Origin of the sequence: Streptomyces sp. SID12488 (assembly GCF_010548275.1) — a bacterium.
Lineage (GTDB): Bacteria > Actinomycetota > Actinomycetes > Streptomycetales > Streptomycetaceae > Streptomyces.
In genome coordinates this window covers 200,303-213,049 of sequence record NZ_JAAGLT010000003.1, presented here as the reverse complement: position 1 = coordinate 213,049, position 12,747 = coordinate 200,303, and the positions used below count along the sequence as shown (strand labels likewise).

At 70.7% G+C, this 12,747-nt stretch carries 11 protein-coding genes; 7 read left to right on the top strand and 4 right to left on the bottom strand.

Going from position 1 to position 12,747, the window contains the following annotated elements; translation table 11 throughout:
- The first annotated feature begins 35 nt into the window (after positions 1-35).
- The 3 genes from G3I56_RS07055 (at position 36) to G3I56_RS07045 (ending at position 2,778) form a co-directional block, all read left to right on the top strand.
- The gene (locus G3I56_RS07055; RefSeq protein WP_164408003.1) at positions 36-614 is read left to right on the top strand and encodes a sigma-70 family RNA polymerase sigma factor; all 579 of its coding nucleotides are present in this window, start codon (positions 36-38) and stop codon (positions 612-614) included.
- A gap of 397 nt (positions 615-1,011) precedes the next feature.
- Complete coding sequence (locus G3I56_RS07050) at positions 1,012-1,947, top strand: hypothetical protein (protein WP_164408200.1); 936 nt, start codon at positions 1,012-1,014, stop codon at positions 1,945-1,947.
- A gap of 123 nt (positions 1,948-2,070) precedes the next feature.
- Entirely contained in the window at positions 2,071-2,778 is a 708-nt protein-coding gene (locus tag G3I56_RS07045) for a hypothetical protein (protein WP_239134754.1), read from the top strand.
- Between the two features lie 77 nt (positions 2,779-2,855).
- Here the strand turns inward: G3I56_RS07045 and G3I56_RS07040 are convergent, their stop codons facing one another.
- The 3 genes from G3I56_RS07040 to G3I56_RS07030 all read right to left on the bottom strand — a co-directional run bounded on the left by G3I56_RS07040 (position 2,856) and on the right by G3I56_RS07030 (position 6,118).
- The gene (locus tag G3I56_RS07040; RefSeq protein WP_164408002.1) at positions 2,856-4,304 is read right to left on the bottom strand and encodes a glycine hydroxymethyltransferase; all 1,449 of its coding nucleotides are present in this window, start codon (positions 4,302-4,304) and stop codon (positions 2,856-2,858) included.
- Positions 4,305-4,533: 229 nt separating this feature from the next.
- Positions 4,534-5,730 (bottom strand): glutathionylspermidine synthase family protein, encoded by a 1,197-nt coding sequence (locus tag G3I56_RS07035; protein ID WP_164408001.1) that lies wholly within the window; start codon positions 5,728-5,730, stop codon positions 4,534-4,536.
- Between the two features lie 7 nt (positions 5,731-5,737).
- Positions 5,738-6,118 carry a hypothetical protein gene (locus tag G3I56_RS07030; RefSeq protein ID WP_164408000.1) on the bottom strand — a complete coding sequence of 127 codons (381 nt, stop codon included), beginning with the start codon at positions 6,116-6,118 and terminating at the stop codon, positions 5,738-5,740.
- A 136-nt stretch (positions 6,119-6,254) separates the two neighbouring features.
- Between G3I56_RS07030 and G3I56_RS07025 the strand changes: the two genes are divergently transcribed.
- Entirely contained in the window at positions 6,255-7,088 is an 834-nt protein-coding gene (locus G3I56_RS07025; RefSeq protein ID WP_164408198.1) for a hypothetical protein, read from the top strand.
- 82 nt (positions 7,089-7,170) lie between these two features.
- Here the strand turns inward: G3I56_RS07025 and G3I56_RS07020 are convergent, their stop codons facing one another.
- Positions 7,171-7,929 carry a DUF3050 domain-containing protein gene (locus G3I56_RS07020; RefSeq protein ID WP_164407999.1) on the bottom strand — a complete coding sequence of 253 codons (759 nt, stop codon included), beginning with the start codon at positions 7,927-7,929 and terminating at the stop codon, positions 7,171-7,173.
- Between the two features lie 231 nt (positions 7,930-8,160).
- Between G3I56_RS07020 and G3I56_RS07015 the strand changes: the two genes are divergently transcribed.
- The 3 genes from G3I56_RS07015 to G3I56_RS07005 are packed head-to-tail and all read left to right on the top strand — an operon-like array spanning position 8,161 to position 12,695.
- Complete coding sequence (locus G3I56_RS07015) at positions 8,161-8,796, top strand: antibiotic biosynthesis monooxygenase (RefSeq protein WP_164407998.1); 636 nt, start codon at positions 8,161-8,163, stop codon at positions 8,794-8,796.
- 36 nt (positions 8,797-8,832) lie between these two features.
- Complete coding sequence (gene pabB, locus G3I56_RS07010) at positions 8,833-11,079, top strand: aminodeoxychorismate synthase component I (protein WP_164407997.1); 2,247 nt, start codon at positions 8,833-8,835, stop codon at positions 11,077-11,079.
- Positions 11,076-12,695: a benzoate-CoA ligase family protein gene (locus G3I56_RS07005; protein ID WP_164407996.1), complete on the top strand. Its 1,620-nt coding sequence runs from the start codon at positions 11,076-11,078 to the stop codon at positions 12,693-12,695. Before pabB ends, G3I56_RS07005 begins: the two co-directional genes overlap by 4 nt.
- The last annotated feature ends 52 nt before the right edge of the window (positions 12,696-12,747 follow it).

The following is a 12,747-nucleotide window of genomic DNA, read 5'->3' as shown; positions in this document are numbered from 1 at the left end:
CGCGGGAGGGGGGCCGCATCGTCGATGAGGCTGCGGTGATCGCACGCGTACGCGCCGGAGAGCCGGAGGCGTACGCGGAGTTGGTCCGCGCTCATACGGCTCTCGCACTCAGGGCGGCCACGGCTCTGGGCGCCGGTGCGGACGCGGAGGACGTGGTGCAGCAGGCCTTCGTCAAGGCGTACTGCGCGCTGGGGCGATTCAGAGACGGCGCGGCGTTCAAGCCGTGGCTGCTGTCAATCGTCGCCAATGAGACGAGGAACACAGTCCGGACGGCGGCGCGCCAGCGCACGCTCGCCGGCCGGGAGGCATGCCTGGTGGGCGCAGAGCCGCTGATACCGGAATCGGCGGACCCGGCGCTGGCGACACTGGAAACGGAGCGCCGCGCGGCCCTCCAGTCCGCCCTGGAACGGCTGAGCGAGGAACACCGCCTGGTCGTCACCTACCGCTACCTGCTGGAAATGGACGAACCCGAAACGGCTCAGGCCCTGGGCTGGCCCCGCGGCACGGTGAAGTCCCGCCTCAACCGTGCCCTGCGGAAGCTGAGCCGACTGCTGCCGGATTTCCGGCCTCGGGATCGGGACGGGGCTGGGGAGGGAGGTAGTGAGCGTGGGTGACGAGAGCATGGGGCACGAGGAGCGCGAGGTGTACGGCGGCGAGGGCGGGCTGTCCGGAGAGGCGGAGGGCCCGGGGCTGGGGGCGGACAGCCCAGGGGGTACCGGGGCCGGTTCCGGTTCGAGTGGGGCTCGCGGTATCGGCGTAGCCGGGCAGTCGGACGGCACGGCGGACGGGGCGGACGGCCTGGAGGAGGCCGGTTCCGGGGGCGCTCGCAGCGCCGGCGCGAGGGAACTGCCGGGCGGCGTCGGCCAGGGGGCGGGCGACAAAGACACGTCTCGTTCGGGCGCGGCTTTCGGTACGGGCGTACCGAAGGCGTCGGGCGGTGCCGGTGTACGGGGCAGCTCTCGTGGTGGGTGGTGGGGGGTCGGCTCCCGAGGGACCGGCGGTGGGACGGGGCTGCGCGGGGCTGGGGAGGCGCGCGGCGAGGTGTCCCGGCTGCCCGAGGAACTGCGGGCGCTCGGGCGGTCGTTGGGCACGCCGGGCGAGGCCGGTTCCGAGACCATGGTCGAGCGGGTGCTCGGACAGATACTGGCCGAGCACCTGCCCGTGCCGGTGGCCGAGCCGCCGAGGACCGGAGCATCGGGGGCGGACCTGTCCGGGATCGGCGCGTCCGGGATCGGCGAGCGCTGGCGGACGGTCCGGCGCTGGGCGCGGGTGCGCAGGCGAACGCTGGTAGCCGCCCTGTGCGGTCTGCTGACGGTGCTCGTGCTGACGCCCCCGGTCCGGGCCGCCGTCTTCGACTGGTTCGGCTTCGGCGGGGTCGAGGTGCGGTACGACCCGTCGGCGGTGCCCTCGCCGGGAGCCGAGGCGCCCGGATGCGGACGGTCGGTGTCGCTCGCTCAGGCCGGGGAGCGCGCCGGATTCGCCCCGCTCGTGCCGGACGCGCTCGGTGCTCCGGACACCGTGGAGGTCACCCGCGAGCCCGTAGGGCGGTTCCTGATGAGCCTGTGCTGGCACGAGAACGGACGCACGATCCGGCTCGACGAGTATCCGGCGCGGCTGGACATCGGGTTCACGAAGACGGTGCAGGAGCAACCGGCGTGGCTGTCGCTGAGCGGCGACGCGTCGTCCGACGGCAACCCGCGGGACCTTGCCCTGTGGTTCCCCCGCCCGCACCTGCTGAGCCTCTGGCTGGTGGACGAGACGGGCGAACACTTCACCCGCTCGCAGCGGACGGCGGGGCCGACGCTGCTGTGGACCCACGAGGGGGCGGCGGGCGACACCGGGGACGCCGGGGGCCCGGGAGACTCCAGGGATGTGACGGTGACGCTCCGACTGGAGGGCGTGGCTTCGCAGGCCCGGGCGCTGGAAATCGCGAAGTCCGCCGATTAGGCCGATGAGGTCGATCGGTGGGTGCGGAGTGGGAACCTCGGCGGGTCGAGCGGTGTACCAGAAGTGACAGGCGGCGTGCGGGCGGTTCGTACGCGGCTCGACTGCTGTTGGTAGGGGGTTGGGATGCGCGGGATTCGTGAACTGGCCGCGGCGACAGGGGCGTTGGTGCTGGCTCTGGCCGGGGTTCTGCTGGCAGCACCGTCCGCGGTGGCGGGCGGGCCGACCAGCGTCCTGGTGGTCTCACCGCAGAGCGCGGAGAGCACGGCTCTGTACTACTCGCACGAGGAGTACGGCGAGTTGGTCCGCCTGCTGGGCGCCTCGACCGCCGACGTTCTCGAAAAGCCCAAGGAGTTCGAAGAGGAGGCCGGGCAGCAGATCAACGTCACATGGATGGCCCACGACATAACGCCGTGGCGCTACGACCGTGTCTATCCGAAACTGCCGGGCAACAACAAGGACGTCTGGATCCACACGACGGACGACATGGAGTCCTTGACCGGCTACTGGCACAAGGCCGACCGACCGGCCGAGCTGCGCGCGCTGTTCAGGCAGCTCGGAGTCCTGGGCAAAGCGTCCCCCGAAGGGTCAGCAATAGTTCCCCCGGCACCGCAGGAGCCGGCGGCCGGGGACGCCACCGCACCGACCGCGGCCTCGGCGCCGGCCACCCCGACCCGCGCGGCCCACGCCACAGAATGGTGGTGGGCGATACCGGGCGCGGCGGCCGGCGCGGTTCTGGCGCTGGTCCTTCGACCGTTCGCCTCGCGGATCCAGCCGACCGGGTCGGGCAAGGGACGCCGACCGGGGCCTCGTCAGGAGTTGATCGACTTGTAGCGCTGCCCGAGGGGTGCCCTCGAAAGGGCACCCCGGCGGGACTCCAGGACCGCTACGCCTCCTGGGACGCGTCCGCCTCAGCCGAGGTCGATCTCCGGGTACAGCGGGAAGCCGGCCACCAGGTCGGTCGCGCGGCGGGAGATCTCGTCCGAGACCTTCGGGTCGAGGATGTGCTGGGCCTTGGAGGGGATGCCCGACTTGGTCGTGCCGGGCTCCGTGGCGGTGAGGACGCGGTCGATGAGACCGGCGACCTCGTCCATCTCGGCGGTGCCCAGGCCTCGCGTGGTCAGCGCGGGCGTGCCGATACGGATGCCCGAGGTGTACCAGGCGCCGTTCGGGTCGGCCGGGATGGCGTTGCGGTTGGTGACGATGCCCGAGTCGAGGAGCGCGGTCTCGGCCTGGCGGCCGGTGAGGCCGTAGGAGGAGCCGACGTCGATCAGGTTGAGGTGGTTGTCGGTGCCGCCGGTGACGAGGGTGGCACCCCGGCTCATCAGGCCCTCGGCGAGGGCGCGGGCGTTGTCGACGATGCGCTGGGCGTAGTCCTGGAAGGCGGGCTGCCTGGCCTCGGCGAGGGCGACGGCCTTGGCGGCCATGACGTGCGGGAGGGGGCCGCCGAGGACCATCGGGCAGCCGCGGTCGACCTGGTCCTTGAGGGAGTCGTCGCACAGGACCATGCCGCCGCGCGGGCCGCGCAGCGACTTGTGCGTGGTGGTCGTCACGATCTGGGCGTGCGGGACCGGGTCGAAGTCACCGGTGAGGACCTTGCCCGCGACCAGGCCGGCGAAGTGCGCCATGTCGACCATGAGGGTCGCGCCGACCTCGTCGGCGATCTCGCGCATGATCCGGAAGTTCACCAGCCGGGGGTACGCGGAGTAGCCCGCGACGATGATCAGCGGCTTGAAGTCGCGGGCCGTCGTGCGCAGCGCCTCGTAGTCGATGAGGCCGGTCGCCGGGTCGGTGCCGTAGGAGCGCTGGTCGAACATCTTGCCGGAGATGTTGGGGCGGAAGCCGTGGGTGAGGTGGCCGCCGGCGTCCAGGGACATGCCGAGCATGCGCTGGTTGCCGAAGGCCTGGCGCAGCTCGGCCCAGTCGGCGTCGGAGAGGTCGTTGACCTGGCGGGCACCGGTCTTCTCCAGGAACGGGACCTCGACGCGGTCGGCGAGGACGGACCAGAAGGCGACGAGGTTGGCGTCGATGCCGGAGTGCGGCTGGACGTAGGCGTGCCGGGCGCCGAAGAGTTCGCGGGCGTGCTCGGCGGCGAGCGACTCGACGGTGTCGACGTTGCGACAGCCGGCGTAGAAGCGGCGGCCGATCGTGCCCTCGGCGTACTTGTCGCTGAACCAGTTGCCCATGGCCAGCAGGGTGGCCGGGGAGGCGTAGTTCTCGGAGGCGATCAGCTTGAGCATCTCGCGCTGGTCGGCGACCTCCTGGCCGATGGCGTCGGCGACGCGGGGCTCGACGGCGCGGATCACGTCGAGGGCGCTGCGGAAGGCGGTGGATTCGGTGGAGAGGGGCTCGGCTGACATGGGGACCTCCGGACGTGGCGTTCGGCGTTCACGGCTCGGCCCAGGCGCACGGCACTCACTCACGGACCCCGGCAACGGGTTGCTCGGGGTCCTGGGGCCGCTTCCCGATGGTCGGTCCCATCCCAGCGCGCCAGTCACGGCCCGCCGGTCAGCCTACCGGGCAGGCCGGAGGGCCGAGCCGCCCTGTCCACCATGCGAGCGACGCCCGCCCACACAGGAGCGGCGGGTGTCAGAGGATCACGTGGGGCAGGAAGCGGGCGTACTCGTCCGTGACCAGGCCGGCCGACTCGCGGATGCCGAGGCCCGCCGACTCGTTCTCGACGACCCAGGCGCCGAGGACGACGTGGTTGCCGTCGAAGGTGGGCAGGGGTGCCAACTCCTGGTAGCAGCAGGGCTCTTCGACGCTCGCGGGAGCGGGGGCGGGAGCGGTGTGCGGCTTGTGGATCGTCACGCCGGCGCCCTCCCGGCCGAGGAGCGGCTTGGTGACGTAACCGGTCGTGTGCGCCAGTTCCCGTGGCCCGTCCAGGTAGGCGGGGAGGAGATTGGGGTGGTCCGGGTAGAGCTCCCAGAGGACGGCGAGGAGGGCCTTGTTGCTGAGGAGCATCTTCCAGGCCGGTTCGATCCACAGGGTGCTGCCCGTGCCGCCGCCGTTGTCCAGGGTGTCGAGGACATGGTCCGCGAACTCGTCGGTGGTGAGCCATTCCCACGGATAGAGCTTGAAGCAGCTGCGGATGAACCGGAGTTGGTTGTCGACGAAGCGGCCGGAGAGCGCGTCCCAGCCGATCTCCTCCACGGAGATCCAGTCGGTGTCGAGGCCCGCCTGCTCCGCCGTCTCCTTCAGATACGCGACGGTCATCAGGTCCTCGCCGATCTCGTCGGCGGCGGAGTGCGCGAAGTGGAGGGGGCTGCCGGGCGGGAGGAGGGCGGCCTGCTTCTGCCAGGCGGCGATCAGACGTTCGTGGAGTGAGTTCCACTGGTCCGCGCCCGGGAAGCGGTCCTCCATCCAGAACCACTGGGGGGAGGCGGCCTCGACGAGGGAGGTGGGGGTGTCGGCGTTGTACTCGATGAGCTTCGCGGGGCCCGTGCCGTCGTAGCGGAGGTCGAACCGGCCGTAGACGGACGGGAGTTCGGCACGGCGGTGCCAGGCCTCGGCGACCGCTGCCGCGATGCGCGGGTCGGTGATGCCGAGGTCGGCGAAGCGGTTCGCGGTGACGATGTGGTCGGCCGCCGCGAGACACATGCCGTGGAGTTCCTCGACGGTCTCCTCCAGCGCCTCCACCTCCGGGAGCGAGAAGACGTAGTACGCGCTCTCGTCCCAGTAGGGGCGCAGGGAGTCGTCGGGGTGGCGGGTGAGCGGGTAGATGAGCCCCTGCGCCTCGACGGTCCGCTGCCAGTCGGGACGGGGTTCGATCGTGCGGCGCTGCATGACGGGCTCAGCCGCCCGAGCTGCCGTCGCCGCCGCCGAGGCCGCCGCGGGAGACCCCGGTGTGGCTGCTGCTGTCGTCACCGCTACTCGAACTGCCGCTGCCCTTGCCGGACTTGCCGGACTTGGTGAAGGAGCCGCCCTTCACCCAGCCGGACTTCTTCTTGCCGCCGTAGTAGTGGGCGCCGTTGACGGTCGTGGTGGTCTTGCAGTTCTTGTCGGCGACGACCTTGTAGCCCTTGGCCGCGTTATAACTGTCGCGGTCGACACAGCGCTTGTCGGGGTCGTCGGAGGAGCAGGCGGTGAGGGCGGCGGCGAGAAGGCCCATGCCACCGAGTACGACGGTGCCCGAGCGGAGTCTTCTGCCGGGTTGTCTGCGTGCGTCAGCCATGTTCTTGTCTCCCCGTTGACGTTCGGCTCGGTTTGAAGTCGGCTCAGCTTAAGGACCGCCCAAGGACGGTACACACCTGGCCCCGGCCGCCCCCGCCCGTCTCCTGCCCACCTAGAGTCGCTTTGTGCTCTTTGGAATGGTGTGCGCGCTCAGCGCGGCGGTCTGCTTCGGTACGGCGACGGTGTTGCAGGCGGTGGCCGCGCGGGCGGCGGCCGGTACCGACCCCTCGGGGGGTGGCGGCCCGGGTGGCGACGCGGCCTTGTTGCTGCGGGCGTTGCGGCAGTGGCGGTACATCGCCGGGCTGGCGCTGGACGGGCTCGGCTTCGTCTTCCAGATCGCCGCGCTGCGGTCCCTTCCGATCTACGCCGTCGGCGCGGCGTTGGCCGCGAGTCTCGCCGTCACCGCGGTGGTCGCCGCCCGGCTGCTGCGGGTACGTCTGAGCGGGGTGGAGTGGGCCGCGGTGGGGGTGGTGTGCGCCGGGCTGGGGATGCTGGGGCTGGCGTCGGGGACGGAGGGCGAGCGGGCGGGGTCGGACGCACTGAGGTACGCGATGCTCGCGACCGCCGTGGGCGTGCTGGTACTGGGGTTGCTGGGCGGGCGGCTGCCGGAGCGGGGACGGGGACTGGTGCTCGGATTGGCGGCCGGGTTCGGGTTCGGGGTGGTCGAGGTGTCGGTGCGGCTCATCGACGAGGTGTCGGTGCGGGCGTTGATGGGGAACGCGGCGGTGTACGCGCTGGTGCTGGGGGGCGGGGCGGCGTTTCTCGCGCTGACGTCGGCGTTGCAGCGGGGTGCTGTGACCGTGCCGACGGCGGGGATGGTGATCGGGGAGACGATCGGGCCGGCGCTGATCGGGGTGGTGTGGCTGGGGGACCGAACCCGGGAGGGGCTGGGGTGGCTGGCGGTCGCGGGGTTCGGGGTCGCCGTGGTGGGCGCGCTGGCGCTGGCCCGGTTCGGCGAGGCCCCGGAATAGGTCTCGCCGGCCCAGAGAGGTTGAAGGGCGCCCGGCAGCCGGACCGGAACCAGGCAGGCGGGTGGGAAAATCCCCGCCCCGGTCACCCCATCCCCTCCAGCACCCCGTCCCACAACCGCACCCTCGCCTCCAGCGCGTCCGTCGCCGTCTCCGCCGCCTCCGCCCAGTGCTCGTCGCTCGTACCGCACAGGTCGGCGACCATCTGCATCGCCATGGGCGTGTGCTCCTCGCCGTCGACCTCGATGTGGCGGGACAGGTAGTCGCGGAACAGGGGGAACCGGTCCGTCCCCTCCTCCTTGATGACCTGGTCGAACATGTCCGGGATGAGGTCCTCCCGGGAGAAGGCGAAGGCCGCGGCCCGGCAGTGCAGTGGCCGGTCGTCGATGATCTCGAACGTGGTGCGGACGAACTCGGCTGCGGGGCCGGGGACTTGGGCGACCCGCAACGCCGAGTTCACGTCGTGCCCCTCTCCCACCAGCGCGACGAACGTGTCGATACGGGACGTGTCCGCCCCCGCCTCGCCCATGCCGGCGCGGTACAGCTCGAAGTGGCTGGTGAAGCCGCCGTTCAGCTCGTCGCTCTCCTCCACGAGCACGATGTCGTTGATGAGGCGCCGGCTCACCTCCGACCCGCGCGGCACCCAGGGGACGTCGACACAGGTCAGCTCCCGTTGCAGCGACTTGAGCAGGGACATGAAATCCCATACCGCGAACACATGGTGTTCCATGAACGTCGCCATGTGTTCCCTGGTGTTTATCCGCTGGTAAATCGGGTGGGCGGTCACTTCTTTTCGTACGGGTTCGATCACGGACCGGGCCCGCTCGATTCCTTCGTGGGTCATATCCCAGTCGTACCTGGACATAGAACTCCCTCACATCGGCCGGATGACGATCGAATGCCGATCGAATATCGATCGTGCAGCTTTCCCGCTCCCCCGGGCAAGCCCTTTCCTGAATTCCAGAAAAGTTACCCCGGGTATCACTCGAAAGAACACGGCAAGCCGACCTAAAAGCCGATAAAAAGTAACCTTCCGGACATCCTCGCGGAGGTTTCGAAAATCTTCGTTGAAGATTTGAGCGTGATCGGTTCTTGCTGCGTATACGACGATGTGACCAGGAATCCCGTCACCATCACGGTGGCGTATCAAGTGATCCCCGGCCGCGAGACCGAGTTCCACTCCTGGGGGTGGGCCGTGCTGCGTGCGAGGGCGCGCGAGCCTGGTTTTCTGGGGGGTGGTGTGCTTGTCGACGGAGAGGCGGAGTGGCATGTGGTCTACCGCTTCGACAGTGAGAGTACGGCCCTGGCCTGGGAGAACTCCGCCAGTTGGGCGCAGTGGGCGGCCAGGGTGGAGGGGCTCGCCCGGGAGACCGGATGCCGTACCGTCCAGGGCTCCAAGGTGTGGTTCGAATCCCAGACGGACTCACCGGCCACCGCCCCGGCACCGGCCGCTCCACCGCGCCCGCCGGACAAGTGGAAGCTCTGGTTCGTGAATATGAGTGCGGTTTTTCCACCTGTGCTCATATTCAATCTGACCATTCTTCCGTTCCTCGGCGGCGTAAATGCGCTCATTCGCACTCTACTGCTGTGTCTGGCCGTGACGGCACTCGTCACCTGGATTCTCATGCCGCGCCTTCAGCGTTTCTTCAAGAAATGGCTCTACCCGCCGCTCCAGGCACTTCGTGGACGGCACAAAAGGCGAACCGCGTGAACGGCGGCATGAACGATGCAAGGGAGGTGGGCGCGGGTGAAGACCCTGCTCATCGACAATTATGACTCGTACACGTACAACCTGTTCCAGCTGATCGCGGAGGTCAACGGCGAAGAGCCGACGGTGATCCGCAACGACACGCTGACCAGCAGAGTCGACAGTCTGCTGGAATTCGACAAGTTCGAGAACGTGGTCGTCTCCCCCGGACCCGGGCACCCCGCCGCCCCCCGCGACTTCGGGATCAGCGCGCGTGTACTCGCCGAGTCGCGGATACCAGTACTCGGCGTCTGCCTCGGCCACCAGGGCATCGCGCTCGGTGAGAGCGGCGGGATCGTGCCCGCCCCGGAGCCCCGTCACGGGCATCTCTCCACGATCCGGCACGACGAGCGGGACCTCTTCAAGGGGCTGCCGCAGAACTTCACCGCCGTGCGCTACCACTCCCTCTCCGTGCGCGAGCCGCTGCCCGACACCCTCGAGGCCACTGCCTGGGCCGAGGACGGCGTCCTGATGGGGCTGCGGCACCGCACCCGCCCCCTGTGGGGAGTGCAGTTCCACCCGGAGTCGGTCCTCACCGAGTACGGGCGCCGCATGCTCATGAACTTCCGCAACCTCACGGCGGAACGCGCCCGCAAGCTCCGTACCAAGAACACCGCGGTCACCCGCACCGCGGCGGCGATGCCCGAGCCCTCCTCCCCGGTGCTCATCCCCCGTACCGCCCGTATCCCCGCCCAGCGGCGCTCCCCGCAGCAGCGGCCCACGCACCGGCTGCACACCCGCCGGATCGCCGGCGCCGTGGACACGGAGGCCGCCTTCGGCCGGATGTACGCCGGCTCACCGCGCGCGTTCTGGCTGGACAGTTCACAGGTCGAGAAGGGGCGGTCGCGGTTCTCGTTCTTCGGGGACGGGTCCGGTCCGCTCGCCGAGTTCGTGCGGTACGACGTCACGAGCGGCGTCTGCGAGATCGAGCGGGACGGGCGGCCGACGCGCAAGGTCAGGGCGAGCGTCTTCGACTACCTGAAGCGACAGTTGACGAACCGTCATGTCGACGCCACCGGCCTGCCCTTCGACTTCACCGGCGGATACGTCGGCTACTTCGGGTACGAGACGAAGGCCGACTGCGGAGCCTCGCCAGGCGTCCACGAGGCCCAGACCCCCGACGCCTGCTGGCTGTTCGCCGACCGGCTGATCGCGGTGGACCACCAGGAGGGCTACACGTACGCCGTCTGCGTCGCCGAGGACGGTCCGCAGGCCACTCTGGAGGCCGCCGACTGGCTCGACAGCGCGCTGGCCCAACTCTCCTTCGTGGCCGGTCAGCAGCCGCCGCACCCCGTACCGGCCGCCGACCCGGATCCCGCCTCGGCGGAACCCTGGCTGGTGCGCGACCGGGCCACCTATCTCGCCGACATCGCGGCCTGCCGACGGGAGTTGACGGCCGGCACGAGCTACGAGGTCTGTCTGACCAACGCGGCCCGCCTGCCCGCCCCGGCCGACGCGTACGACTACTACCGGGTCCTGCGCCGCGTCAACCCGGCGCCGTACGCCGCCTTCCTGCGGTTCGGGGACCTGGAGGTGGCCGGCTCCTCCCCCGAGCGGTTCCTGCGGATCACCCGGGACGGCATGGCCGAGGCCAGGCCCATCAAGGGCACCGCCCCGCGTGGCGACGACCCGGAGGAGGACGACCGTCTCCGGGACTCGCTCGCCGCCGACGACAAGACGCGCGCCGAGAACCTGATGATCGTCGACCTGCTCCGCAACGACCTGGGCCAGGTCTGCCGCACCGGCACGGTACGAGTCTCCCGGCTCATGGTCGCCGAGACGTACGCGACCGTGCACCAGCTCGTCTCCTACGTCGAGGGACGGCTGCGCGAGGACACCGACTCGGTGGACGCGATCCGCGCCTGCTTCCCCGGCGGCTCCATGACGGGCGCGCCCAAGCTCCGCACGATGGAGATCATCGACTCGCTGGAGACCGAGGCCCGTGGCGTGTACTCCGGGGCCCTCGGCTACCTGGGGTGCAGCGGCGGCGCGGATCTCAGCATCGTGATCCGGACCGCCGTGATCGCCGACGGCGAGATGCAGCTGGGCGCGGGCGGCGCGATCGTCCTCGCCTCGGACCCGGTCGCGGAGTACGACGAGATGCTCCTGAAGACGGCCGCGCAGATGCGGGCCTACCAGCAGTACCAGGAGTACGAGAAGTACCAGGAGGACGAGGAGCGCGCGGAGTACGACCTGCACCCGCAGCCCTCGTCCTGGTCGGCCACCGCCGAGGAGGCCGCCCGATGACGACCCACCCGTCCACCACCGCACCCCCGGCTCCTGCCCCCGTGTCCTCCCTCTCCCACTCCCCCGCTGATGCCGACGCGCCCGGCAACCTCGCCACCCATCTCGCCGCCCTCGCCGAGCGGCGTGGTTGGAGCGACCGGGCCGCCTTCCACCAGAGCCATCAGGGGCACCGTTCCTGGACGCACGGCGAGGTGCACGAGCTGGCCGCCCGTACGGCGACGGTGCTCGCCCGGCACGGGGTGGGGGCCGGCGACCGGGTGCTCCTCGCGCTACCCGACGGCATCACCTGGGTGACCGTCTTCCTGGCCGCCGCCCGGCTCGGCGCGGTGGCCGTCCTGGTCAACCCCGAACTCCCGCCCGCCGACCACGCGTTCATGACAGAGGACGCCGAGGCCGTGCTGTGCGTGACCGGGCCCGGCCTGGAGGAGAGCGAGGGAGAGGGAGCAGGAGCGGGGCGAGAGGGGCGTTTCGCGGGGCGGCCCGTCCTCGGCGCCGACCAGCTCGCCGCCCTCGCCCCCACCGCCGAACCGGCCGCCACCGCCCACCCGGTGGACGCGCACACTCCGCTGTACGTGCAGTACACGTCCGGAACCACCGGGCACCCCAAGGGAGTTGTGCACTGTCACGGCGACCCGAAGACCTACCACGACCTCATCGGGCGCCGTCTGCTGCGGATCACCCAGGACGACGTCACGCTGTCCGTCTCGAAGCTGTACTTCGCATACGGCTTCGGCAACGCCTTCGTCTTCCCGCTCTTCTCCGGCTCGTCGGCCGTCCTGGTCGACCGGCGTCCGGCCCCGGCCGCCGTCGACGAACTCGTCGCCCGGCACCGGGTGACGCTCCTCTACTCCGTGCCGTCCGCGTACGCGGCCCTGGTCGCCGACCGGGGCAACGGCCACCAGGCCTGCTTCGCCTCCGTACGGGCCGCCGTGTCGGCCGGCGAGGGTCTGCCGGACGGACTCCGGCAGCAGGTGGGCGAGTTGCTCGGCGCGCCCGTGCTGGAACAGATCGGCTCGACGGAGGCCGGGCACGCCTTCTGCGCCAACAGCCTCGACCACAACCACCCCGGTACGGTCGGCCGTCCCGTCCCCGGTTTCGAGGTCGAGCTGCGCGACCGCGCCGGGCATCCGCTGTCCGACGCCGACGAAGGCGCCGAGGGTGAACTCTGGGTGCGTGGGCCCACGGTGACGAGCAGCTACCTCAACCGGCCCGAGGAGACAGCCCGTTCACTGGTCGGCGGCTGGCTGGCCACCAGGGACCGGGCGGTGCGTGAACCGGACGGCTCCTACCGACATCTGGGCCGCGCCGACGACATGGAGATGGTCGGCGGCATCACGGTCTCACCGCTGGAGGTGGAGGCCGTACTGCGCACCCACCCGGCGGTGAAGGAGGTCGCCGTGGCCGCTCTCACCGACGAGCGGGGCTTCAGCAGGCTGCGTGCCTTCGTCGTCCCCGTCGGGCAGGTCCGGGCGGGCCTGGAGACCGAACTCATCGAGCTGGCCCGCGCCCGTCTCGCCGCCTTCAAGGCCCCCCGGAGCGTCAGCTTCGTCCCGTCACTGCCCCGCACCCCGACCGGCAAACTCCGCCGCCATCTGGTCCGCCAGGGCGCCTGGTGACCCCAGGGGCCACCGCAACCCCCACACCGTCCACGACTGCCTGCCGTACTTC